The organism is Bradyrhizobium sp. 155, assembly GCF_023101105.1.
Taxonomy (GTDB): Bacteria; Pseudomonadota; Alphaproteobacteria; order Rhizobiales; family Xanthobacteraceae; genus Bradyrhizobium; species Bradyrhizobium canariense_D.
In genome coordinates this window covers 402,421-426,872 of sequence record NZ_CP064705.1, presented here as the reverse complement: position 1 = coordinate 426,872, position 24,452 = coordinate 402,421, and the positions used below count along the sequence as shown (strand labels likewise).

The 24,452-nt window shown below is 61.6% G+C and carries 20 protein-coding genes and 6 pseudogenes; 23 read left to right on the top strand and 3 right to left on the bottom strand.

Annotated features, from left to right (window positions below; all coding sequences use genetic code 11):
• Positions 1–97: 97 nt before the first annotated feature.
• From IVA93_RS39440 to IVA93_RS39395, 10 genes and pseudogenes are all read left to right on the top strand, one after another.
• A complete protein-coding gene (locus IVA93_RS39440) occupies positions 98–1,144 on the top strand; it encodes an IS110 family RNA-guided transposase (protein ID WP_247452851.1) in 1,047 nt (348 codons plus the stop codon).
• Between the two features lie 431 nt (positions 1,145–1,575).
• Complete coding sequence (locus IVA93_RS39435; RefSeq protein WP_247789997.1) at positions 1,576–2,799, top strand: site-specific integrase; 1,224 nt, start codon at positions 1,576–1,578, stop codon at positions 2,797–2,799.
• Positions 2,796–3,740 carry a tyrosine-type recombinase/integrase gene (locus tag IVA93_RS39430; protein WP_247789996.1) on the top strand — a complete coding sequence of 315 codons (945 nt, stop codon included), beginning with the start codon at positions 2,796–2,798 and terminating at the stop codon, positions 3,738–3,740. The genes IVA93_RS39435 and IVA93_RS39430 overlap by 4 nt, the downstream gene beginning before the upstream one ends.
• Positions 3,737–4,729, top strand: coding sequence for a tyrosine-type recombinase/integrase (locus tag IVA93_RS39425; protein WP_247452857.1), 993 nt, complete (start codon positions 3,737–3,739; stop codon positions 4,727–4,729). The genes IVA93_RS39430 and IVA93_RS39425 overlap by 4 nt, the downstream gene beginning before the upstream one ends.
• A 110-nt stretch (positions 4,730–4,839) precedes the next feature.
• A pseudogene (locus IVA93_RS39420) lies at positions 4,840–5,148 on the top strand (zincin-like metallopeptidase domain-containing protein); the annotation flags it as partial.
• 107 nt (positions 5,149–5,255) lie between these two features.
• Positions 5,256–5,450: pseudogene (locus IVA93_RS39415) on the top strand (ParB/Srx family N-terminal domain-containing protein); the annotation flags it as partial.
• 72 nt (positions 5,451–5,522) lie between these two features.
• Positions 5,523–6,584, top strand: a complete 1,062-nt coding sequence (locus tag IVA93_RS39410) for a DUF7146 domain-containing protein (protein ID WP_247299923.1) — start codon at positions 5,523–5,525, stop codon at positions 6,582–6,584.
• Between the two features lie 330 nt (positions 6,585–6,914).
• Positions 6,915–7,838 (top strand): DUF2493 domain-containing protein, encoded by a 924-nt coding sequence (locus tag IVA93_RS39405; RefSeq protein WP_247789995.1) that lies wholly within the window; start codon positions 6,915–6,917, stop codon positions 7,836–7,838.
• A 127-nt stretch (positions 7,839–7,965) separates the two neighbouring features.
• Positions 7,966–8,448 (top strand): annotated as a pseudogene (locus IVA93_RS41480) (hypothetical protein).
• Positions 8,449–8,996: 548 nt separating this feature from the next.
• Complete coding sequence (locus tag IVA93_RS39395) at positions 8,997–9,317, top strand: DUF736 domain-containing protein (RefSeq protein ID WP_247789994.1); 321 nt, start codon at positions 8,997–8,999, stop codon at positions 9,315–9,317.
• Between the two features lie 514 nt (positions 9,318–9,831).
• On the opposite strand, the gene IVA93_RS39390 is transcribed toward IVA93_RS39395, so the two are convergent.
• Positions 9,832–10,116: a helix-turn-helix domain-containing protein gene (locus tag IVA93_RS39390; RefSeq protein WP_524536881.1), complete on the bottom strand. Its 285-nt coding sequence runs from the start codon at positions 10,114–10,116 to the stop codon at positions 9,832–9,834.
• Positions 10,117–10,172: 56 nt separating this feature from the next.
• On the opposite strand from IVA93_RS39390, the pseudogene IVA93_RS39385 reads away from it, so the two are divergent.
• A pseudogene (locus IVA93_RS39385) lies at positions 10,173–10,453 on the top strand (DNA -binding domain-containing protein).
• 178 nt (positions 10,454–10,631) lie between these two features.
• On the opposite strand, the pseudogene IVA93_RS39380 reads toward IVA93_RS39385, so the two are convergent.
• Positions 10,632–10,899 (bottom strand): annotated as a pseudogene (locus IVA93_RS39380) (helix-turn-helix domain-containing protein).
• Here IVA93_RS39380 and IVA93_RS39375 point away from each other — a divergent pair.
• The 9 genes from IVA93_RS39375 (at position 10,892) to IVA93_RS39335 (ending at position 19,514) form a co-directional block, all read left to right on the top strand.
• Positions 10,892–11,527, top strand: coding sequence for a DUF2285 domain-containing protein (locus tag IVA93_RS39375; RefSeq protein WP_345946707.1), 636 nt, complete (start codon positions 10,892–10,894; stop codon positions 11,525–11,527). The pseudogene IVA93_RS39380 and the gene IVA93_RS39375 overlap by 8 nt on opposite strands.
• Positions 11,528–11,909: 382 nt before the next feature.
• Positions 11,910–12,188, top strand: a complete 279-nt coding sequence (locus tag IVA93_RS39370; RefSeq protein WP_018457391.1) for a helix-turn-helix transcriptional regulator — start codon at positions 11,910–11,912, stop codon at positions 12,186–12,188.
• Positions 12,189–12,191: 3 nt separating this feature from the next.
• Positions 12,192–13,094: a replication initiator protein A gene (locus IVA93_RS39365; protein ID WP_247789993.1), complete on the top strand. Its 903-nt coding sequence runs from the start codon at positions 12,192–12,194 to the stop codon at positions 13,092–13,094.
• Positions 13,095–13,548: 454 nt separating this feature from the next.
• Positions 13,549–14,013 (top strand): DUF2840 domain-containing protein, encoded by a 465-nt coding sequence (locus tag IVA93_RS39360; protein ID WP_247367877.1) that lies wholly within the window; start codon positions 13,549–13,551, stop codon positions 14,011–14,013.
• Positions 14,013–14,519 (top strand): S26 family signal peptidase, encoded by a 507-nt coding sequence (locus tag IVA93_RS39355; protein WP_247367878.1) that lies wholly within the window; start codon positions 14,013–14,015, stop codon positions 14,517–14,519. The genes IVA93_RS39360 and IVA93_RS39355 overlap by 1 nt, the downstream gene beginning before the upstream one ends.
• Positions 14,516–15,430: a lytic transglycosylase domain-containing protein gene (locus IVA93_RS39350; protein WP_247367885.1), complete on the top strand. Its 915-nt coding sequence runs from the start codon at positions 14,516–14,518 to the stop codon at positions 15,428–15,430. Before IVA93_RS39355 ends, IVA93_RS39350 begins: the two co-directional genes overlap by 4 nt.
• 193 nt (positions 15,431–15,623) lie before the next feature.
• A complete protein-coding gene (locus IVA93_RS39345; RefSeq protein WP_247357292.1) occupies positions 15,624–16,712 on the top strand; it encodes an IS110 family RNA-guided transposase in 1,089 nt (362 codons plus the stop codon).
• A gap of 546 nt (positions 16,713–17,258) precedes the next feature.
• Positions 17,259–18,983: a relaxase/mobilization nuclease domain-containing protein gene (locus IVA93_RS39340; protein ID WP_247789992.1), complete on the top strand. Its 1,725-nt coding sequence runs from the start codon at positions 17,259–17,261 to the stop codon at positions 18,981–18,983.
• 324 nt (positions 18,984–19,307) lie between these two features.
• Complete coding sequence (locus IVA93_RS39335; RefSeq protein WP_026233366.1) at positions 19,308–19,514, top strand: cold-shock protein; 207 nt, start codon at positions 19,308–19,310, stop codon at positions 19,512–19,514.
• Positions 19,515–19,689: 175 nt separating this feature from the next.
• Here the strand turns inward: IVA93_RS39335 and IVA93_RS39330 are convergent.
• A pseudogene (locus IVA93_RS39330) lies at positions 19,690–20,477 on the bottom strand (polysaccharide deacetylase family protein).
• A 508-nt stretch (positions 20,478–20,985) separates the two neighbouring features.
• Here IVA93_RS39330 and IVA93_RS39325 point away from each other — a divergent pair.
• From IVA93_RS39325 to IVA93_RS39315, 3 genes are all read left to right on the top strand, one after another.
• Positions 20,986–22,956 (top strand): conjugal transfer protein TraG, encoded by a 1,971-nt coding sequence (locus tag IVA93_RS39325; RefSeq protein WP_247299929.1) that lies wholly within the window; start codon positions 20,986–20,988, stop codon positions 22,954–22,956.
• 10 nt (positions 22,957–22,966) lie between these two features.
• A complete protein-coding gene (locus IVA93_RS39320; RefSeq protein ID WP_247299930.1) occupies positions 22,967–23,389 on the top strand; it encodes a YlcI/YnfO family protein in 423 nt (140 codons plus the stop codon).
• 382 nt (positions 23,390–23,771) lie between these two features.
• Complete coding sequence (locus IVA93_RS39315; protein ID WP_247299931.1) at positions 23,772–24,434, top strand: hypothetical protein; 663 nt, start codon at positions 23,772–23,774, stop codon at positions 24,432–24,434.
• The last annotated feature ends 18 nt before the right edge of the window (positions 24,435–24,452 follow it).

The following is a 24,452-nucleotide window of genomic DNA, read 5'->3' as shown; positions in this document are numbered from 1 at the left end:
CGCTGGCGGCCCGGGCGTCGCTAATGGGATGGACCGGCTGCTTCCCCCGCGGCGATAGTCTGTAGAGACTACCCTGCAGCATCCGGAGAAGCAGCCCATGACCACCACACCTTTGGCCTCGATCGGCATCGACATCGGCAAGGAAGTCTTCCACGTCGTCGGTTTCGGCACTGACGGCAAGATCGCTTTCCGTCGCAAGATCAAGAGACTGGGGCTCCTTGAGGCCTTCAAACGACTGCCTCCCAGCATCGTCGGCATGGAGGCTTGCCTCAGCGCGCACTTTGTCAGCCGTGCTCTGCGGCAACTTGGCCATCAGCCAAGGATCATCCCTGCGATCTATGTGAAGCCATTCGTGAAGGGACAGAAGAACGACTACAACGACGCCGAAGCTATTGCAGAGGCCGCCCTGCGGCCGAACCTGCGCGTCGTGCGCGAGAAGACACAGGACCAGCTCGACCTCCAGGCTTTGCATCGGGTTCGCTCCCGCCTGGTCTCGCGGCGAACGGCGACCATCAATCAGATCCGTGCCTTTCTGATCGAGCAAGGCATCGCGGTGAGGACTGGGGCGACGGCTCTGCGGACCTCGCTCCTGGCGATCTTGGAGAACCGCCAGGACGAGATATCGCCGCGAATGCGGGATCTGATCGTGGGTCTCTACGAAGACTGGACACATCTCGATGAGCGGATCGAGACCCTCGCCGGCGAGATCGATCAGATCGGCGAGAAGGAAGCCAACTGCCAGCGCCTCATGAGCGTCCCCGGCATCGGTCCGTTGATCTCGACCGCCGTCGTGGCGGCCATCGGCACCGCTGAGGCATTCGAGCGCGGACGAGACTTTGGTGCATGGCTTGGCCTCGTGCCACGTCAGTACAGCACGGGTGGCCGATCTATTCTGGGACGCATCTCCAAGCGCGGGAGCAAGTATCTCAGGACCCTGTTCATCCAGGCCGCGAACGTTATCCTGATGCGCCCGCACAATTGGGATCGCTTCAGCTTCGGAGCATGGCTGCAGAACGCAGCTCCACGGCTACACCGCAACAAGCTGGCAACGGCCCTGGCCAACAAGCTGGCGCGGATAGCATGGAGCATCTTGCGCAACGAGAAGACCTTCGACGCACCAAATCACGAAGCGATCGCAATCTGATCCCTACCCCGAGTTCGCGACAGAGAAAATGCATGGAACGGATCGATGAACGCATCTAGAGTCTGGTGACCCAAATGGTTGCTTGCCAACCTGTCCGCTAATAAGACCAACGATGCGTGCGTATTCCCATCAAGGCCACGGCCCGCGAGCCGATCAAACAGGCCGGATACATATCAGCGACTTCCGAAACCCACGCACGATCTCTATTGCGAAACGCAGCCGGTCCATACATTTGGGTCAAACTCGACAAAACTCAATGTGAGCATAATAGGTCTGCTGTCAGGCGGATACCCTTGCGAAAACTGCGCGATTATAGGCCCACTCCAATTTCGGAGCCGCTTTGCGCCAACGAAGGTTCGATAGCCCATAGCTTATTACATATCGAGGCGTTTGAGTTGAAGTTCGTCGCTCCACCAGCATGGAGCACACAAATGGCATTATCCGACCAGACTACCTGTTGCCTTGATCCCTACTTAGCATCGTTCGAGGAAAGCCTTTCGTCCAGGAACTACAAACCTGAGACCTTGACGAATTATCGCTACCTGCTTCGGCGCTTCGGTCGCTTACTCGAAACCGAGGGCGTCGCGCCGGCGGCGTTGACACCAGACCTTGCTGTCGCGCTCGGGCGGCGGTTGCCGGCCACACCGAAGAGCCAGATCAAGGTTCCCAATCTCGCCGGGCTGTTCGTTGCGCATCTCATTGAGATAGGAGTGGCGACACGACCGCCGCTTACGCCTGCGCAGGCCGAACGTCACGAACTGCTGAGCAACTTCGAAACCTATCTTCTGCGGCATCGTGGCCTCAGCCCGCGTTCAGTCTATCACGTGCTCCGGTTCGCGGATCGCTTTCTCGATCATCGCTTCGGCGACCAAATGCTCGATCTGGCAGCGCTGAAGGCCCGGGACGTTGTGGCGTTCATGGAGCACCTGCTCTCGCGCAAGCGTCCGTTCCGCGACAAAACGCCGGCAACGCATCTGCGCAGCTTCTTCCAGTATCTGTTCGCACAGGGCCTTACAAAAACGAATCTGTCGCTCTGCGTCCCCAAGACTCGCAAACCATGGGGAGCAAGGCTCCCTCGTTATCTAGCGCCGGATGAAGTGGAAGCCGTCCTGGCGTCGGTGCGCGCCGATCCGCGCCATGGCGCTCGCGATTACGCAATGCTGCTGCTGATGGCCCGCCTTGGCCTGCGCGCGCCGGAGGTCATCGCTATCCAACTGGATGACATGGATTGGCGTTCGGGCGAGATTCTCGTTCGTGGAAAAGGGCAGCGCCACGACCGGCTGCCGATCCCGCCAGATGTCGGTGAGGCGATCATCCGGTATCTACGGGACGAACGAACTTCAACGACCACGCGCGCGCTGTTCGTGACGCATCGGGCGCCAAATCGCCCGTTTAGGGACAGCCAGGTCATCAACGCCATATTGAAGGAGGCGTTCGCGGCGACGGGCGTGAAGCCACCGACGCCCTACGTGGGATCGCACGTTCTGCGCCACAGTCTGGCGACGAACATGGTTCGCGCTGGCGCCTCGTTGGAAGAGATTGGCGATCTGCTGCGGCATCGATCGCGGGCGACGACGATGATCTACGCGAAGCTCGACACGGATGGCCTGCGTTCCATCGCCCGGCCTTGGCCGGTCGCGGAGGTGGCACGATGAGCTTCCTTGCCGAACTCGACCGCTACCTGATCATCAGAAGGCAGCTTGGTGCCGATCTGAGCACGGATGAGCGGATACTTCGTCGCTTCGCGATCTTCGCCGACCGCGAAGACATGAAGCACGTCAATACCAACCTGATCATGCGCTGGCTCGAGAGCTTGTCCTCTGCCAGTCCCGGTACCCGGGCAACACGCTTCAGAGTAGCCCGCCAATTTGCCGAATGGTTGCATGGCATAGACCCCGAGCATGAACCCCCGCCCCGAGGACTGGTGCCCGGCCGCGTTAAACGCGTGCATCCATATATCTATAATGAAGCCGAAATCGTTTCGATCATCGAGCATGCGCGTGCCTTGCCATCGGTCTATGGCATGCGTGGGCTGACCTGCTCGACCCTCTTCGGTCTTATCGCCGTGACTGGACTTCGGATCAGCGAAGCTCTCGGTCTCGACCCTGCCGATCTCGATATCGAATCTGGCGTGCTTCATGTCCGTCAGGGGAAGCTCGGGAAGGAGCGATTACTACCGCTGGACCCGAGCGTCGTGCAGCGATTGGAAAGTTACGGTCGCGAGCGGGATCGGCTGCTCGGACGCAGCCCGGAAGCATTCTTCGTGACCTGCGAGGGGCACCGTCTTGGCGATTGCGGTGCGCGCTACAACTTCGCGCAGGTATGCCAGAAGATCGGTCTACGAAAGCCGCAGCTTTATCTTCGGCACGGCAGTGGGCCACGCATCCACGATCTTCGCCATACCTTCGCGGTGCACACCATGCTGAGCTGGTATCGGTCGGGCAAGGACGTCGGCCGCGAGATGATCAAGCTCACGACATGGCTCGGTCACGCGAACCCCGCCCATACCTATTGGTATCTCGAAGCGGTTCCGGAACTGTTGGAGCTGGCCTCCGCTCGGATATCAGGCGCAGCAGTGGAGGCGCAATCCCAATGAAAGTGACAAACTTCCCCGCGCTGATCCAGCGCTTCTTCACCGATCGGCTCTGCACGCAGATGGAAGCGAGCCGCCACACCGTCGCTGGCTACCGCGATACATTCCGGTTGCTAATCCGGTACGCAAGTTCACGGTGCGGAAAGCCGCCGACGAAGCTGACGGTCGGAGATCTCGATGCCGATCTCGTTGCCGACTTCCTGACCCATATGGAGACGACGCGCGGCAACACGGCACGCACCCGCAATACGCGTCTTGCCGCCATCCGCTCGTTCTTCCGTTACGTTGCATTGACCGACCCGAGCTGGCTTCTTCAATGCCAGCGCATTCTCTCAATGCCGAACAAGCGGTACGTAAAGCGGAGCGTGACGTTCCTTGACGCCGAAGAGATAGCGGCGCTGGTGGCTGCGCCCGATCGGACGACGTGGGTGGGGCGGCGTGATCACGTCCTGCTGGTACTTGCACTTCGGACTGGGTTGCGGGCGTCCGAACTGATCAACCTGCGCTGCAAGGACGTGTTCCTCGGCACCGGCGCTCATATCCGGTGCATTGGCAAGGGGCGAAAAGAACGCAGCACGCCTCTTCGTCGTGATACGGCCAAATTGATCCAGGCCTGGATAGGTGAACGCATTGACAGCGACGGGCCGCTGTTCCCGTCGATCCGGGGCGAGCGGCTCAGCCGTGATGCTTTGGAACATCTGGTAGGCAAGCACTGCCTCACGGCATCGCGAGCCTGCCCGAGCCTTGCAGGCAAACGCGTCACGCCACACACGCTGCGCCATAGTACCGCGATGGAGCTACTCCATCACGGCGTGGACCAATCCGTGATCGCGCTATGGCTCGGGCACGAATCTGTTGAAACAACCCAGATGTATATCCACGCCGACATGCGGCTGAAGGAAAAGGCACTCTCGCAGATTGCCAGTCCAGAAACGCATCCCGGGCGATATCGTCCCAGCGATGAACTGCTCGCCTTCCTCGAAGCGCTCTGATTATGCCGAACCGCCGCATGGTCGAAAGCAAGCCCGACAGCCGCCAAACTCGGCCATGCGGCATAATCCTGTTTACGGCATAATGCGCCTTATGCCGATATCGGCATAAGGCGCATGCCAGCGGCCATCCGTCACGTCTCAACCGCGACATGTCGGGCAGCTTTGGTACCAAGAAGTATGCCTTCGAGGAGTTGGTCGCGGAAATTGCCTCCGCGTTCGGTTGCGCGTCGCTCGGTATCGTGCCAACGGTGCGGCACGCCGATTATATCGGTTCGTGGCTTGACGTACTGCGCGAGGACAATCGTGCAATTGTCCGGGCCGCTTCACAGGCCAGCAAGGTCGCGGACTATCTCCTTGGATTCTTGCCAGCACCCGCTGCCGACATGAAGGCGGAAAAAGCGGACCAGGAAGCGGCGTGAGACTCCACCGGGTCACCGCGGGCACGAGAGTGAGAGGGCGGGTCGTTTTCCGCGACGGGTTGGAGGTCGAGAGAGAGGCTCTCGGCCGCCCGTCGTGGAGAATCGACATGACGAAGGCTGTCGAAAAGATCACCTTGTCGCCCTCGCGTGATATTCCGTTCAACAAGCTGGTGCTGAGCCAGTCCAACGTCCGGCATGTGACGGCGGGCATTTCCATCGAGCAACTCGCCGAAAGTATCGCGCAGCGTACGCTCCTGCAAAGTCTCAACGTGCGGGCGGTTGTTCGTGCGTACGGTTGCGAGCGGTGTGGAGGTCCTGTCGAAAGTGCTCGACCCCTATCCGATCACGCGCATCAGTGAGCGGGAGGCCGCCTGATGTTCAGCAAGCCTTGCGAGTTAGCACGCCGCCTCGCGCGCGAGGCCGAGGCGGTGTGCCGACACTATCTCTCCAATGGAAAGAGGGAGGGGCGGTACTGGCTGGTCGGCGATGTCCACAACGCCCCAGGGCGCTCACTGTTCGTGCGGCTCCAGGACTCACGGAAAGGCTCCGCCGGAAAATGGACTGACGCCGCAACCGGGGAACATGGCGATCTCCTCGACGTCATCCGTGAAACCTGCGGCTTGCGCGATTTCCGGGAGGTCGCAGAGGAGGCGAGGCGCTTTCTGAGGCTGGCTCGTACTGAACCGGAACTCGTCCCGAAACCCGTTCGTCCCTTAGGACCGGCCGGATCGCAAGACGCGGCAAGACGACTCTTTATGAGATCGCAACCGATCGAGGGGACGCTGGCCGAGACATATTTGCAGCGTCGCGGGATCGCCCACCTGCACCATGGTGGCAGCCTGCGTTTCCATCCGCGCTGCTATTATCGGCCCGACGAACACCTGCCAGCCGAGACCTGGCCGGCGATGATCGCCTGCGTCACGGATCTCGAAGGCAGGATCACTGGCGTGCATCGCACCTGGCTCGACCCTGACGGCTTTGATCGCATTCGGCTGGGCAAAGCTCCGATCGATACGCCGCGACGCGCGATGGGCGATCTCCTGGGGAACGCGGTTCGCTTCGGCGTGGTGGACGACGTGCTCGCTGCCGGCGAGGGAATCGAAACCATGCTGTCGCTACGTTACGTGTTGCCGATCATGCCAATGCTGGCTGCGCTCTCGGCCAATCATCTCTCCGCCATGGTTCTTCCGACCGGGCTGCGCCGGCTCTACATCGCCCGCGATGTCGATGCCGCTGGCGATGCGGTGCAGGCGACCCTCAGCCAGCGCGCAGCGGACGCCGGCATTGAAGCGGTCACGCTGTCGCCCCGGCTGGGCGACTTCAACGAAGATCTGCATGTCTTCGGTGTCCATGCTCTCCAAGCAGCGTTGCAGCTCCAGCTCGTGCCAGAGGACGTCGTTCGCTTCCTGCATCCCTCGACTGTACCCGCGGAATAGCTTCCGGTCCTTGATCGACGTCGATCGGCCAGTCATAGGCGAGGCCAATACCGGAAGAGGACGCGACCTCGGCCTTCTAGAGAGCGATCGGACGGCAGGCGGAGCGCGCCGGCAATGGCTACGGCCGGCTATTTTCCGCCGCGCGCCAGTGATGTGAAGACACATCATTGGGTTCGCCGCGCGCTTTGCATCGCGAAGCAAAATAGCCGGCCTCCGCCATCCTCCGCTGCCGCTTCAGCCCTTTCGGGTTCTGGCACGCTTCGGCCGCCGTCAGAGGATCGCCACGAAGGCGGCGATAGTCGCGGCCGATCCGGCAAAGGACCTCTTCCCATGACCGACCATGACGACGTCGAACCGCTGCACAACTCTTCTCCGACCGACCAAGTCATCACCGAACTCCAGCTCTTCGGCTATCACCCCTTCGACGACCAGCCCGATCCAAGACCACTCCCAGAGGGCAAGATGGTTGGCGGCGCCGTCGCCGATATCTTCGACGCCCTGGTCGCGACCTTGAGCGACACCCGGCTTGAGCCGGACCTTGACGATCTGCTCTGGTCGACCGTCAACCTGTTCCATCGTGCCGTCGAGCGCGTCGAAAGGCAGCTCGATAACAACGAACAAGCGCAGCACAAGAGCCAACGCGAGCAGAACGGGTCCGAGGTGCGATCGGTCGAACTCGAGCGCCTGACCGCCGAAGGCGTCACGCTGATCGAACGCCGCAACTGCCTGGAACTCTTCCGTGACCAGGCCATCGAACAATTTGAGGTCAACACCGGCGCATCCTGGCGCCCGCGATTGGGATCATTGGTCAACCACCGCACGTTCACCGCAGCGATGATCGACTCCCGCGACTTCATTGCCGCCAAACGCCGCGCCGAAACCGAGGTCTTGTTGCCACCCGGGCCGAAAATCGCACTCACCGGCGGGCTCGACTTCAATGACCACAACCTCATCTGGGATCGCCTCGACAAGGTTCATGCCAAGCACCCGGACATGGTCCTCCTGCATGGCGGCTCTCCCAAGGGCGCCGAACTGATCGCCTCCAAATGGGCGACCAATCGCAAGGTCCCACAGATCGCTTTCAAGCCGGACTGGACGAAACACGCCAAGTCGGCGCCGTTCAAGCGCAACGACGCCGTGCTCGAACTCCTGCCGATCGGCGTCATGCATTTCCCGGGCACGGGAATTCAGGACAATCTCGCTGACAAGGCGAAGCGGCTCGGTATTCCCGTTTGGAAGTTCGGCGGCGCATGAGCGCCGTCGAAGACGCCAAGGTGGCGTTGCACGCCGCAACTCCGCCTCGTTTCGATTTTAGGTCCGAAGCCGCGCCGCGGTGGTGGTGGAGGCGCGACCAATACGTCTATGCATTGGAGCCACCGCCATGCTCGCCCTTGGGCTTGCCCTCAACACGCTCGGCATCGGTTTGTTCTGCTGGCTGATCCTTGCGCTGGCGGTCTATGCCTTGCCGTTTTTCGTCGCGCTCAGTGTCGGAATATCGGCATTTTCGCGATGGCGCGGGCCTCTTCGGCGCACTGCTTATCGGAATTGCTTCTGGCGCGCTGACGCTTGCCGCTGGTCAGCTCACTCTCGCGGTTAATCGGTCCTTGACCTTGCGCGTCCCGGTCGCAACCGTCTTCGCGGTCCCGCGGCAATCGCCGGCTACCATGTGGTGTTTGCCCTGTCCCAGATCGGGGTGCGTTCGCCGAGCTGGCGGGAGGCCTTCGCTTGCGTAGGTGCGCTTTGCATCGGCGGCACGGCATGGGCGCGTTTGACCGCTTCGCGAGGCCCCCCACCGTCTCACTCGGCCGGGGTGGTGGAGAATACACCTCGACCAATTCTTCCAGCCGCCACGCTCGAGCGATGAGGCTGCGTCGTCATCAGGTCGAGCAAGCTCGCACAGAGACCAGGTTGAACGAGACGGCGTCGAGCTCGAGCGAAAGGCAACCGCGTCTCCCTTTGAAGCCTTTATGCAAGGCCCACCAATCTCTGTCTGGCTCGCATAGCTGCGTGGGGCGCACGCGCTCGATCATTCCTGCGGGAGACGATACCGCCCTTTGCGGCAGATTGTTTCTCCTTCTGCGCCGGCCCGTCCCGACCTCTTGCTCAGAACAACCGAAATTTGCCACTCATCTCCTTAGGATTGCGGTTCAGCGCGCGGACGCACGTGGCCTCCTTGATGGCTCGATCTGGCCCAAGAGCGGCTGCGCCTCGATCGTCTGAGCCGCAACGCCGTTGATGCGACTTTCTTCCCCTGGGCTTGCGCCCATTCCTCGCGAGACAAGAAAGTCGCTCCAACGGCGTCCTCCGCTGCGCTCCGGCCTGCTAGCGGGTGCGTCGCCGATCGTCTTCGGCCTTTAGATCGCCATCGAGGCCGCGGTGGTCGCGGGCTCGAAACACAACAGGAGAAGTGACATGGCTAACATCGGTTCTTTCAAGAAAGTCGGCAACGATTTCCAGGGCGAGATCGTCACCCTGAGTTTGCAGGCCAGGGGCGTCCGCATCGTCGCCGAGACCAACCGCTCCAACGATAACGCTCCCAGCCACCGCATCTATGTGGGCCGGGCGGAGATCGGGGCAGCCTGGTCCAAGCGCTCCGAGGAGGGCCGCGATTACCTCTCGCTCAAGCTTGACGACCCGTCGTTCAACGCGCCGATGTACGCGAACCTGTTCGATGACGAAGGCGGAGAGGGCTACACGCTCCTGTGGTCGCGCCCGCGCAAGAACGGGGAGTGAGGCTCGGTCCAAAGCCCCGCCTGAGTTGATCGGGCGGGGCTTCTTTTCCAGCCTAAGGCGGCAAGATGATCACGCTGCTGTTCCATTGGAGCGGTTCTCACATCACCTCTCGTGGGTACCGATATCTATTTTGGTCTGGTCAATGCCGGTATCGTAGACAGCTTGCTCTTGGGGCAGCGAGGGGCTTTGCGGAGCCCGGGGACCGAGCGCCTCAACCTCATAAGTCACCGCTGCAGCGCTAACGCTTTGCTGACCTTGCATCGGGCGTCTAATCGGGCGGAGGCACAATCGGAATGGCAAGTTCGGCGTCTACGCGGTCCCGTTTTGACCATCATCTTGAGCCCTTCACTCACGCTTGAGCATTGCCGGATGGATTGTAAGGGCAGGAGGCTACACCCTCCTTAGGTCCGACCGCATAAAACCGGCAAGCAGAGCTCGAACAAAAACCTCGTCGAACCGCTCGTGCGAGGCTTCTTGCAGGCGGCAGGGGAACGTCTCGCCGCGGTACGATGCTCTACTGGTCAATCTTTTTTCCTCTTCGGTGCTTTAGGAAGCTCCTGGAGAACTCCTGGTCCGGTAAGACAAGATTCACGTGGCTAACACCCAGTGTGGTTGCGAGTTCGAACAGCGTCACCACGGTGGGATTGCGCCGACCTTGTCCCAATCCGCTGATATATTGTTGCGTGAAGCCGGACGCCTCTGAGAATTTCTCCTGCGTGAAGCCTTTCTGCTTCCGCAGTTTTAAAAAATTCCGACCCACCAACTTGCGCATATCCATCGGCGCAAGTTGCTTCTTCACATTGAACTGAGGAACCGTGCCTGCGCACGTCTATTGTCATTCTTGCGAGATTTACCATGCAAACACCGCCCCTTGAGCCGCATGTCGCCGCCTGCGCCCCCACAGATCCAGCGCTCACATCCTATGATGAGGAGCATCTGGTGACGTACTGGCGCCTTCTCGACGCCGCGGCAGATGGCGCCGACTGGAAGGAAGTGGCCCGAATCGTGCTGCACATTTGATCCGGACCGAGAATCGATGCGGGCGCAAACTGCATTCGAGAGCTATTTGAGGCGCGCTAGATGGCTGGCAGATCACGGCTACCGTCATCTGGTTGCGCGGTGGCGCAGGTAGATAGCAGGATTTGGCCATCCGAGTTGAGAAGTCAATTCTCTCCGACCATCATGGATCTTCTTGAGCATCACTTGGTGATCGCTTCCACGGCAACTTGGCACTCCCACAGCCCTTATTGACCGGCTATCGAGTCAATCGCGCTTGGAGAGTTCAGCCCGGAGTAGATGCGGTCGAGCGCACAATCACGCACGAATTTTGCTCGCCTTCTCCTCGTTGACGTTCCGGCCCTGCTCGCGCAGGCCGAAGCGCACGCCGTCGACCAGTTGGGCGGGTCGAACTTCCAGAGCCTGCGAGACTTGCCAGATCGTAAGCAGGGTCACGTTTTGCAACCCTCTCTCCATTGATGAACGCGCGGTCGACACCCATGCGCTCTGCCACCGCCTCTTGGGTCAGGCGCAGGTCTAACCGAAATCGACGCGTGTTTGCTCCAAAAAGCTTGCGGATGTCCATCCGCAGGATAGGAAGCATTCGCGTATTTGGCGCTGCTTTCACCCATGACCCGCAAGGGTCTTTCTACGAGCAGACCATCTTCTGGGCGCCCGAGGCGATGCCAACGGTGGTGCCGATCGTTCGGAGCGCGTCCGGCTCTCAAGGTTCGGACGTAGTACTTCCGCTTGCTGACCTTACGTCGGCCACCATGAGGCAAGCACCGGACGGCTGGCATGCCCTCTTGCTGGTCCAGGGCGCGCAGCATCGATTATGGCTCAGAGAGGCCCCGCACCTCGGTACCGGATATGCCACCGAATTGCCGCTTGACGAGAATTTCGTCGCGCGCGCCCACGCCGCACATCGCTTATGGCGAGCGCTGAACGGCCGCCCGCCGGGACCTGCCTTTCATCGGCTTTCGGCCCAGCAGCGGAAAAGGCTCGGCCTGGCTCTGCGAGCGCGGGATGGGCATGAGGATGGCGCATCCTATCGAACGATCGCCGAGGTGATGTTCGGCAAAAGGCGGCTCATCGACCGCGGCTGGAAGACCCACGACCTGCGCAGCCGTACCATTCGCCTGGTCAAAGCCGGTCGCTTCATCGTGCGTACCGGCTACCGTGCATTGTTTCGATCGAGATCCCGCAAGAAATAGATCTGGATAGCGTACAACTGATGCAACCAGGTCAGGTTTGGCGCCTCTCGCCCTCCCGCTGACTGCACCGGCGGGCGGCCCGCGGTCGGATCTTACGCCTCATGCGTGCCGATCGCCTGCGGCGCATCGGAGCGCGTCGAACTTTCCCGCACCACGCCCAACAGCTGAGACGTCCCTGGCTGCGCAGCAGAATCGTCGGCCGATTGCTGACTACCAAAGCCTGCAGTCCTCTTTTGCCGATCGCAACGCGAAACCAAAAGGAGGGGTGCCGAAATCGTCCTAACAATGTTCGGCATCCCCTCACGTGCGTTCGCTCCTCCATGATGTCCGTCGACGCGCGATCAAACTCCGTCGCGCTCCATGACATCACGGGAGCGATCCGATGCCCGACCCGAACGCCGGCACGCCGCAGCGCTATCTTCGCACACCAGAAGCGGCACGCTTTCTTGGCCTCTCCGGCCGCACCCTCGAAAAGCATCGCACCTATGGCACAGGTCCGACCTACCGCAAGCTAGGCGGCCGCGTCGTCTACGCGCTCGAAGACCTGAAAGCATGGGTGGACCGCGGCGCCAAAACGTCGACCAGCGATCCCGGGGTTGGCACGGTCTTGCCCGCCAAGCGGCACGCGCCCATCGCCTACGCAGGCAAGGAGCGGCGCTGACCCATGCCGGACAGCAACTCCTTTGCGCGCTGGCGGCGCAACTCAGAACGGGATCAGCTCGATCTGTTTCGCGCTCTTCCCGGTGATCTCGCGCCGCGCGACGCGCAAGACCTAATGGCTTATCCGTTCTTTTCGCTGGCGAAGTCAAAGCGGACCGTTCCCATCGATTTCGGGGCCGGGACAATCAAAATCCGTGTCGAAGCCGTGCCGGAACATGGCATGGCGACCATCTGGGATGCGGACGTGCTGATCTGGGCCGCCTCGCAAATTATCCAGGCGCGTGATGCAGGTTTGAAGACATCGCGGTTGATGGCCGCCACCCCTTACGAGATCCTGACTTTCGTTGGACGCGGCACAAGCGTGCGCGACTACGATCGCCTCAAGGCTGCGCTCGACCGCTTGCAATCGACCACCGTGATGACATCCATTCGCCAGCCGACGGAGCGCCGGCAGCATCGGTTCTCGTGGATCAATGAATGGAAAGAGACCGCGGATATGCACGGCCGCGCCCGCGGGCTCGAGCTGATCCTGCCAGACTGGTTCTACACGGGTGTTCTGAACGAAGCGCTCGTGCTGACGATCGACCGCGCATATTTCGATCTGACTGGTGGACTGGAGCGCTGGCTTTATCGCCTCGTGCGCAAGCACGGCGGTCGCCAAAAGGGCGGCTGGAGCTTTGATCTTGTGCACCTCCACGCCAAATCGGGCTGCCTATCGCCACTCAAGCACTTCGCATACGACCTGCGCCAGATCGTTCGACAGCAGAGATTGCCGGGATATGAACTGGTCATCTCGCACGACCCAAATGGGACGGAACGGCTGAACTTCGCTCCCACTGCGGTCGACCCGCTTACCCACCGGCTGCGCAAGCGCGGGCTTATCTTCAGCTCGGGGGAAAACCTGTGAATCCCGCCGTGCTATCAGGGACCAGCGCCACCGTGCCATCCGGGACCGAAAACGCGTGCGATCAGGGACCGCTATCGCGGAAAAGCCGTTGCCACAGAGGAGCTTCCGCTTCCTCTAACTTTCCTAACCAGGAATCCTTCGGATTCCTTCTAACGGACCCCCAGTCCACGTCCCTGCAGAGCCGGTCCTGGCTGTCCAGTGAGCCCACGTACGCCAACCTCCGCACGAGAGCGGCTGAGCTGCGTCTTGGTTCGTGGAAATGGGCCTTCGCAGTCCTGGACCTGCAGGAGCGTTGTCTCGTCTTCAGGCTCGCTTGGCGTTCTGACGCGGCCGTGAGCGCGAAGCAGTCGTGCTTTGCCCCACTTGTCGTCTGCCTATCACGCCTCCTCGTCCTGGATTTCAGATCGCCACGTCTCAGCACCGCGCCCGCCGTCTTGCGATATGGAATTTCAATATGAATGATCTCACGACGGTTGAGCTCCTGTGGCTCGAGAAACGCATCGAAAACCGCATTCGGTTCGGCCGGCCTATATCGGAAACGATCATCGGCCATCACCGGCGTGTTCTTTCATTTGCGCCTGGGAGCATATTTGCGTTCGTACGCTGGAGCTCCAATGACTTCGGAACCGTACTGTCACGCATCGATATTCTGCGCGCGTCCGCGCCAGGGCAGCGCTACTCGACCGTGCCTTGGATCAGTCCGGGCGGCGAGAGCCTGCTGAGATTGTCCGGTTGGCCGAAGGTCGAACGTGTCCTGCAACTGATCGAGGCGGTGGAAGCACTCGGCATCGATCCCGCCGACGCGGCGCCCGACTACTGGCACCACGCGCACAACCGCCTTTCGGTGAATGAGACTCCGCGAAGCTACACCCGTGCGCGCCACCAGGCGTGGCTCCGGCGCCAAAGGGTGACACTCTGATGGGCCAGCTCATAACAATTCTTGCAATGTGCGGGGGCACGGCTCTTGCGCTCTCCGCCGACCGGGGCACAGCGCCATGGTATGTTTGGAACGCTTCGCACAGCGTGCCGATCGGTCTTTACCGCTTGCAGGCGGTGGAGCGTCTCCGTGTCACCTCGCTCGTAGCCGTTCGCCCGCCTGACCCGCTTGCGTCCTTCCTTGATTTGAACGGCTATCTGCCGCTCGGCATTCCCATGCTCAAGCGGGTCTTGGCGCTCCCTGGGCACACCGTCTGCAGACGAGAACTCACTATCCTCGTCGACGGCATCGAGATGGGCGAGGCCCGCGAGCGTGATGGCCGTGGGCGGCCTTTGCCCGCCTGGCAGGGATGCCGCGTCCTGCTGGACAATCAAATCTTTCTGATGAACTGGCAATCCGCCGACTCTTTTGACGGCCGCTATTTCGGGCCGATCGCGGCCTCCGCCGTCATCGGCCAAGCTTTGCCAGTGTGGACGAAGGAGGAATGACCATGCTTGCCTCGCTTCATCGGGTTGCAGCTTCATCATGCTCCCGCGGACCACAATCCCTTTGCTCCTTTCCGGCCAAGCTCGTCAGCAGATGCGGGCGCGCAGATGATGATCAGCTGCAAAGGCCGCACGCTGACTGCTCCCAGGTTGCGCTCGAGGCGATGCGGGCATGCCGTCCATCCTTCCGTATCATCGCGGCATTCCTGGCAGCTTTGGCAGCTGTCGAATTGCCGTCGAGCTGTCGAGCCCAATCCGAATTGCAGGCGCCTGCTCCGCCCTCAACGTGCCTTGGCAAATTCGTCCCATATGCGGCCTTCATTGCCGAGGCGTCCCGCCGGTTTGCAGTTCCCGTGCAATTGGTTTGTGCCGTGATCCAGGTCGAAAGCAGTGGCAAAGCGCAGGCCGTGTCATCTCGAGGTGCCCTGGGCTTGATGCAGATCATGCCAGGGACGTGGGTCGACCTGAGCGCCCGCTACAATCTAGGCATCGACCCCTTTGACCCCCATGACAACATTTTCGCAGGGGCCGCCTACCTGCGAGAGATGCTGGACCGGTTCGGCTCGGACGGATTTCTCGCCGCCTACAACGCAGGCCCCCAGCGCTACGCGAAGCATCTGACGACGGGGCGCGCGCTGCCTGAAGAAACCCTGGCCTACCTGAACAAACTCGAGCCATTGACCGGCATCATACAGCGCTGGCGCGATACTTCGGTCCCCGTTCCCAGCACAGATTGGAAGCAGGCCGCGCCGTTTGTTCCGCGATTTCATCCCTGGTCGAGCGAACGGAGCTCGGTATCCGCTCTGCATGAAACGCCTTCATCGAAAGACACGCTGACCCCCAACACAACTGGACTTGTGCCCCATGCGAGTGGTCTGTTCGTGCCGCGATCGGACGAATCGAAGTCTCAATGACGATAATCGCATCTCCTCGCATGCCATCGCAAGTTCTCGCATTTTGGAGAGTGATGAGGACGCGGGCGGAAGGAGCGGACCGGGGATGGCCGCCCGTAATCGGTCTCCTGCAGAACTTGCGGCGGCGGAGCAGATGGTCTGCGCGATGAATATTGCGCACACTGCACCGGCTCAGCAACGCGGGAGGCGTGTGATGGAATTCTTCTGTGGTTTGGACATCGGCATGGACGAGACGGCGATCTGCGTGGTGGACGCGACCGGCAAGGTGATGCTGGAGACGGCGGTGGTGACCGATCCGGACGCGATCAAGGTGGCGCTGACGCCCTATCTTGGCCGCTTGCGACGCCTTGGTCATGAGGCGGGATCGCTGTCGCCCTGGCTGCATCCGGAGCTGCTCAGGCTGGGCCTGCCGGCGGTCTGCCTGGAGACTTTGCATGTTCGCGCGGCGCTGAAGGCGCAGCGCAACAAGACCGACCGGGCAGATGCGCTCGGGATTGCCCACATCATGCGCACCGGCTGGTTCCGGCGCGCCCATATCAAGAGCGAGGCCTGCTACCGGCTGCGGCTGTTGTTGACGCACCGGCGCAATCTGAAGCGCAAGTTTGTGGACCTCGAGAATGCGATCCGGCACTCGCTGAAAGTGTTTGGCATCCGGCTGAACCGGGTCGGGCGCGGCGGCTTTGCGCAAGTCGTGCGCGAGGCGGTGGCCCACGATGCGCTTGTCAGCGAGCTGATCGACGCCATGCTGAATGCGCGCGCGGCGCTGTGGAAGGAGTACTGCCGGCTGCACGACCTGGTGGTTCGCCTGGTCGCCGGCCATGAGCTGTGCCGGCGCTTCATGCAGATTCCTGGCGTCGGCCCGATCGCGGCGCTGAGCTTTATGACCGCGGTCGACGATCCCTCGCGCTTCAGGCGCTCGCGCGACGTGGCGGCCTATTTTGGCCTGACCTCGCGGCGCTGGCAGTCCGGCTCGTCTATCGACGTCAAGGGCCGGATCAGCAAGGCGGGCGACGGTGACGTGCGGCGGGCGCTGTACGAGGCGGCCAGCGCTTTGCTGACTCGCTACAAGAAAAAAGACAAGGTCAAGGCGTGGGGGCTGGCGCTGGCCAAGCGCTCCTCGCACCGCAAGGCGACGGTGGCGGTAGCGCGCAAGCTCGCTGTGATCATGCATGCGATGTGGACCAGCGGCACGTTCTACTGCGGCGATCCGGACGCCTCGGCGGCGGAGATGCATGCCGAAACAACAGCTAAGCAGCGCAAATTGCTCGGGCCCTACGCATGAGGCGCGTGATCCTGCAACCTGGCAACGACGCGGTGATGGCCGCGACCTGAACACGGAGCTCCGCCGCCGGCGGATGAGGACTGGTGCAGCACCAACACGACGGAACGCACGTTATCTTGCCTGCGACGATGCATCTTCGGATGCCGACCGATCGCGCCGGATTGCCTGTGATGTGGCTCCGTCACACCGATGGAAAGATGCGCCGCGACGGCGTCCGCGCTGCCTTGCTGCAGCGACACTGTGCCGTCGCTGAGCGCGGAAGACTGCACGGCGCATCAGGACTCGCAAGCCTCGCGGCGCATCGTGTCATGGCGTGGATCAGAGAGGCTTGTCGCAAGCGAGAAAGGAAGCGAGAATGGCTGAGGTCAGACAGACGACACGACCGATTAAGACGGCAGGATAAAAGCCGCAAGGTGCGGCCGGTCGGTTGTGAGAAATCTGGCTTTAGTTTCAATCATCCAATGCAACTTGCGAATCTTGAGCGCACATTTTCAGTTTTGCCAAGTTGCAGCCGCGGCTCAGCTTTTTGCACTCTGCCGGCAAACCATGGCCGGTAAGGACGACTTCCGAATCCGCCCTGGCCGCATTCGCTCTACGCGAGCGCCGCGGGCAAAGCCGTTTCTGGCGCAGGCCCTCAGAGCCGCGCAGAAGGCCGGCGGTCTGTCACGCGGCTATCGTCGTGGAACAAACTTCGGACGTGGGCGGGCCGCGAGCCTTGCAGCGTCCAGACTGCTCAGCAACCGGTCTCGCGGCGCCATGGTCAAGGCGCGGGTGGTTCGCCAAATGCGCACGCCCGGGGCGCTGCGGGCCCATCTTGGTTATCTGCAGCGTGACGGCGTCACCCGGGACGGGGCGCCAAGCAAGCTCTTTGATGCTCTCGGAGATGAAGCAGACGGCCGCGGCTTCGCCGAACGCTGCGAGGGTGACCGGCATCATTTCCGCTTCATCGTTTCGCCCGATGATGCAGGCGAGCTCACCAGCCTGCGCAGCTTCACCCGTGAGCTCATGGATCAGGCCTCACGCGACCTTGGAACGCGCCTCGAATGGGTCGCGGTCGATCACTGGAATACGGAACACCCGCACATTCATATTCTCGTGCGCGGCCGCGCCGATGATGGAAAAGACCTCGTCATCAGTCGCGACTACATCGCAAACGGCTTGCGGGCCCGAGCCGGCGATCTCGTCACCCGCGAATTGGGTCCCCGATCCGAGCTCCAGATCCGCGAAGCGCTGGAAGCCGAGGTGAGCGCCGAGCGCTGGACCAGGCTCGACCGGGTGCTCGCGCGGCAAGCGGCATTGGCCGATGGGGTCATCGATTTAAGGCCGGAACGGGATGGTGCCCGGGACCGGTTACGAGACATTCGGATCGGGCGGATGCGGATGCTGGAGCGCCTGGGTGTGGCAGAGCCGGCAGGGCCCGCTCGCTGGGTCTTGGCCGAAGACGCCGAGCCACGCCTGAGAGCGCTTGGCGAGCGCGGCGACATCATCAAGCGGCTGCACAAGGCGATTGCCAAGGATGGTATCGCACGCTCACCGTCCTCCTTTGCGCTCGAAGGCGAGCATCACGGTCAACCGATCATTGGCCGTCTCGTCGCCCGCGGACACGACGACGAATTGAGGGGCAATGCCTTTGCCATTGTCGACGGCATAGACGGGCGCGTCCATCACCTCAAACTCCCCGATATCGAGGCGGCTGGCGACGGGCCGATTGGAGGCGTCGTGGAGCTCCGCCGCTTTGAGGATGCGAGGGGACGGACACGCATCGCACTCGCGGTAAGATCGGAACTCGTCCTCGAAAAGCAGGTCACCGCGGAAGGTGCCACATGGCTCGACCGGCAGCTTGTGGCGCGCGAGCCTGCTGAGTTCTCGCGCGCCGGTTTTGGCGCAGAGGTCCGGGCAGCCCTGGAACAGCGGATTGATGTGCTGGCAGAGTACGGGCTTGCACAGCGGCACGGCGACAAGGTGCGGCTTGGCCGCAATCTGATCGAGACCTTGCGAAGTCGCGAGCTCGATCGCGCCGGCCGGCGCCTCGCGGAGGAGACGGGGCTTACGCATCTGCCTGCTCGATCAGGTGAACAGGTTTCGGGGACATACCGACAGCGGCTTTCCCTCGCCTCGGGGCGCTTTGCCATGATTGATAATGGGCTCGGCTTTCAGCTCGTGCCTTGGGCTCCTTCACTAGAGCGGGAACTGGGCAAACAGGTGAGCGGGATCGCAGGTCCAGGCAATGTCGATTGGTCCTGGGGCCGCAAACGGGGCCTGTCACTTTGACTGGCAGTTTCTCCGCTGGGCTGCGATCCACGACTGCGGCGCTAGCTGCGGCTGCGCTCGCCCACGTACAAGCGAAGCCCGCTGTCCTTTTGTCGCTAGAAGAAGTTCGCTGTAGTCGCGCTCACTGCAACCACGCCCCAGCGGGTCTTGGGGGGGGCGGGACATTCGCCGCATAGCGGCGAGACGGGGTTCTCCCAGCTCGCGAACCTCTCGCTGGTTCGACCATTCTGCGTGCCCGGTTCCGAGCAACTGTCTCCTCCTGGATATCTTGATGCAGGTGCGAGTTTTCGCTAGATGGCATGTGTTCATTTAGGAGAAGTGACGGTGACGATCGGTACTGTAAAGTGGTTCAACACGACCAAGGGCTACGGTTTCATCAAGCCGGATGACGGCGGCCCCGACGTCTTTGTGCACATCAGCGCCGTTGAAAAGGCCGGATACACCGGCTTGGCAGAAGGCGCTCGGATCAGCTTCGAGGCCAAGGCTGGTGGTTCCGGCAAAGTATCAGCCGAGAATCTCCGGATCGGATAAGGCCGATATCGCCGACGGCGGCGGCAACGGTTGGATCGGAATCCCTCCTGAAAAGGGACCGATCTCGCCAAGAAGATAGCGCCGCTAGTGGGCGATACGGCCGTGCCATGGCATCGATCTGGACCCGGGCGCACCGTGAGAACCAGTTGGTTAGATTGACCCAATCTACCCGCTGTCATTTCCGCGAACTGCTGCGGCTTGCCGCTGGGGTGACTTCAGCGTTGCTCTCGATCGGGCCAGCCGGCACCAGATGCACGATGCGATAGCCATTCTCGTGCAGATAGCGCAAGAACGCCGGCATCATTGCGGCCGTTCGGGCCTGGGCATCGTGCAGGAGAATGATGCCCTTGCTTGCGACCTCCAGCCGCTCGGTAACTGTCTTTAGTTCTTGTTCTGGGGTTAGGTTCTCCCAGTCGCCCGCCGAAAGGTCAGCTCCAAACACGACCATCCCGCGCGAACGCAAGAATTCGAGCATCGCTGGGCTCGAGTCGAAATACGGAAACCGGAAAAAGCGCGATGGCGGGCTTTGGGCGGAGGCGCCCTTGAGCGCCGTCTCATCGGCGGCAATTCCACGATCAATATCCTTCTTGGCCTGTTCGAAGGTCATCTTCGACATCATCGTATGCGACCAGCTGTGGTGTGCGATGGTGTGGCCCTCGGCAGCAATTCGGCGAACGAGCTCTGGAGACTTCGCGGAGGACTTGCCGACCAGAAAGAACGTGGCCCGTACGCATTCCTTGGCGAGCGCCGCCAGTACCTTTTGCGTGCTCGGCGGCCGCGGCCCGTCGTCAAAGGTGAGGACGACCTCATGGTCAGCCAAAGGGAGCGTTTCCCGAAAGCTGTTCAATCCAACGCGCGCGTGGGCCTTTGCGTCGACCTCGAGGACGCGGGAGGTGCGAGCACATCCTGCCGTGGGCAGTCGGCCGCGTCTGTCACGACTATCCCGGCAAGTAGCAGGGTCACAGCACCAGCAAGCGGCGTCGTCAATCTGAGCAGGCGCGTCTTTGAATGCGCCACACCTCCACCCTTACCTGAGCCAGCAGCATTGCCGAAACACCATAACCTCATGCGATTCAGGTGGCTCTTGGGAAAGGGCAGCTTGGCGGCGGGTGAGCTTATCTATTGCGCGATCGTCAGAACTCCGGGACCCATTCAGCGACACTTCGCGAGGATCGAAGGTCGTCCGTCCCTCCAGCGTTTGAGCGCTCCAGGAGGGCAATCTTCAGGAACGCTTCACATTACTTGAGCGAAGTCAGCGTTTTTATGCCCATCCATGAGCTCTTACGCACATAATCGGCATTTCGGCGCCGTCTCATGATGCAAACCTCGATCAGTCCCGCTTCGCTTGAATGGGCGTTGGCTACGTATCTCGGCTTTGTCCCCGCCGATCTCTGCGCTGCCACGCGCGCCACTGCGACGCGAGCACCATTGTAGTTGTGTGCGCACGTCGATATGCCGAGATATCCCGATCATGTCGGCAACAAAAATCATTTGGCACCAGGTCATCCTGGTCTGCCTCATCGTGCTCGCGTTCCTGTGGGCTGCGACCGAATGGACAGCCTGGCGGCTTGCGTTCCAGCAACAGCTTGGGGCTCCCTGGTTCAAGCTCGGGCATTGGCCGATTTATCAGCCGGCAGCTTTCTTCGGCTGGTGGTTCAAGTTTGATGCTTATGCGCCCGTCGTTTTTCTGGAGGGTGGCGCGATTGCTGCAAGCGGCGGCATCGCGGCCATAGCGCTCGCCATGTTGCTCTCGGTCCTGCGAGCCCATGAAGGGCGGGACGTCACCACCTACGGCTCGGCGCGCTGGGCCGATCTACGCGAAGTCAGACGGGCCGGGCTGTTAGGCCCTGACGGCGTCGTGCTCGGCCGGTTCGGACGTCATTATCTGCGCCACGACGGGCCCGAGCATGTGCTTTGCTTTGCGCCGACGCGCTCCGGGAAAGGTGTTGGCCTCGTCATTCCGACCCTTCTGACCTGGCCGGCCTCCACCATCGTCCATGACATCAAGGGTGAGAACTTCCAGTTGACCTCTGGGTGGCGCGCGCAATTTGGGCCCGTGCTGTTGTTCGATCCGACCAATCCGGCCAGCGCCGCCTACAATCCACTCCTCGAGATCCGCCGTGGCGACTGCGAGGTGCGAGATGCTCAAAATATCGCGGATATTCTCGTCGATCCTGAGGGTGCACTCGAGCGCCGCAATCATTGGGAAAAGACCAGCCACTCACTCCTGGTGGGGGCAATTCTGCACGTCCTCTACGCCGAAGCCGATAAGACCCTCGCCGGGGTTGCAAATTTCCTTTCGGATCCATCTCGCCCGATCGAGGCTACGCTCAATGCAATGCTGGCGACTCCGCATCTTGAGACAGGCATCCATCCAGTCGTCGCATCAGCGGCACGCGAGCTTTTGAACAAAAGCGAGAACGAGCGCTCGGGTGTGCTCTCGACGGCGATGAGCTTCCTCGGGCTCTATCGTGATCCGGTAGTTGCCAAGATCACCGCGCGAAGCGATTGGCGCATCCGTGATCTCGTCGACCGTCCTGAATCCGTCTCACTGTACCTCGTGGTGCCGCCATCGGACATCGTCCGCACCAAACCCTTGATGCGGCTCATCCTGAACCAGATCGGACGGCGTTTGACCGAGAGCCTTGATCCCGACCGGCGCCGGCAGAAGCTGCTTCTGATGCTTGACGAGTTTGCAGCCCTCGGCCGGCTCGACTTTTTCGAGAGCCAACTCGCCTTTATGGCAGGTTACGGCATCCGCAGCTTTCTCATCACGCAGAGCCTTAACCAGCTCGAACGCGCCTACGGTCCGAACCATGCGATCCTTGACAATTGCCACGTCCGGATCGCCTTTTCGACCAATGACGAGCGCACCGCCAAGCGCGTCTCCGACGCGCTCGGAACTGCGACCGAATTGCGAGCCATGAAGAACTATGCGGGCCACCGCCTGAGCCCGTGGCTTGGGCACTTGATGGTCAGCCGCCAGGAGACCTCTCGTCCGCTGCTGACTCCCGGCGAAATCATGCAACTGTCTCCGCAAGACGCGGTCGTGATGATTTCCGGTGTGCACCCGGTCCGTGCCAACAAGGTCCGCTACTATGAGGATCCGCAATTCCAGCGACGTGTCTTGAAGCCGCCCCGCTTGGAGCCGAACAAGCAGCCCACCCGCCCAGATGACTGGTCAGCCCGCGCCCAAATATCGCCGTCGGGCCAGCTGCTGACCAGGCGCACGGGCAGGAGCGACGAGGCGAACGGCGGCTTACGCCGCGAGCCGGAATTGCATGAGGAAATCGAGATCAAGACGCCGGCCGGCGAGCACGAGTTCGACCCCGAGCTCGACGAGGGTGACGAGGATGCCGTCCAGGCGCAACTGATGAGCCGGTCGATGCAGGGAGTTGCGCGAACCGTCACCCTCGATCCCGACGATGGAATGGACCTGTGAGCGAGGCAGCGTGAAAAAGGTCCAGCTCAGCATCTATCTCGATCCCGAAACGTTCAAAACGCTTGAGGCCTTCGCAAGCCGCGGTGGCCGGTCCAAGTCGCTGGTGGTCGAGGCCGCAATAGGTTCCTTCCTTTCTCCGGACGATTCCGATCGGCGCGAGGCTGTGATAGCAAAACGGCTGGATCGGATTGTGCGGGTGCTCGAGCGTCTTGAACGCAATGATGGCATCACGCTTGAGACCGTCGCGCTCTTCATCCGGTTCTGGCTGACCTCAACTCCGGCATTGCCGGAGCATTCGAGCCCTGCCGCCCGCGCCAAGGGCGGTGAGCGGTACGACCGCTTTGTCGAAGCGCTGGGACGACGACTTGCGAGCGGATCCAGCGTCCTGAAGGAGGTAAGCATCGACGTGCAAGCCTCCAAGAAGCCCGAATAGAAACTTCTCCGCGCAGAGTGCCTGTGACGGCTCCTTGGCGATCGAGCGCCGGGCCTAGGTGAGCCGAGCGGGCGCGCGAAGGCAGACCGACACAGAGTCGTGAAGCGCGGGGAGCTTTCTTGACGTCCCAGAAGGCCATCGCGAGTGGCCCCTAGCTGCCGCGCAGGAGGCTGAAAGATCCGGCTCATCTTGAGCCCGCCTCGTCTTTCTTTGGCTACGCCAGACTACGACGCCGATGTCGGCGCGATTGATGTCGTGGTCGGATTGACCCTTCTGTCGACGCATCATCGCTGGGCCGATTCATCTGTTTCGACCGGAAAGCCACGCCGCACGGATAGCATGTGCCGTTTCGTGCGGTCGCAATTGAGGAGCTGAAGAAACAATGCAGATCGATGGTGAGGCTGAAGGTCAGGCCAGCTCGATTGGGAAAAGTTCCGATGGCGAGGTGGAGCCGAGCTCGAACGAAGGTCTGCGAACCAAGAAGATCATCGTTCAGCTCTCCGAAAGCATCTTCGAGCGGCTTGAAGCCGCGACCGAACGCGCGGGAGTCGGCAAGAGCATGGTCGTCGACACGGCGCTTCAGCGTTTTCTGGCTCCTGCGCCAGCGGCCGAAGGGCTCATTCGTGAAACTCCGGACCGGTTCAGTGGTCAGATGGCAAGGCTCGAGCGCGAGGTCGCGATCGTTGCCGAGACAGTGGCCCTGCATGCGCGCTATCACCTCACCGTTACGGCGGCCATGCAATCATCCCAGCAGCGGGACGCATGCCTCCTCGGCCAAGAACGCTGCAAGGTTTTGGTCCAACAGCTCGAGCGCGGAGTGCGGTTTGGCCAACCATTGATTCAGGAGACGATTGATCGGCTCGGAAGGGCGAGCTGGCGTGCCTCTGAAATCGGTAGCGGTGTATCAGAGAGGCGAACTGCAGAAGAACTGCTTCAGGAGGGTTCGTCCGCACCCGCTGTAGAGGGGGGCTCCGAGCCGCGCGCTGCCGCCGAGGAGGGCGGCAGCAAGGTGAACTTTCGGAACCTGTCCAGCTCGTTGTGTTGAACGCACCGTCCAGAACGG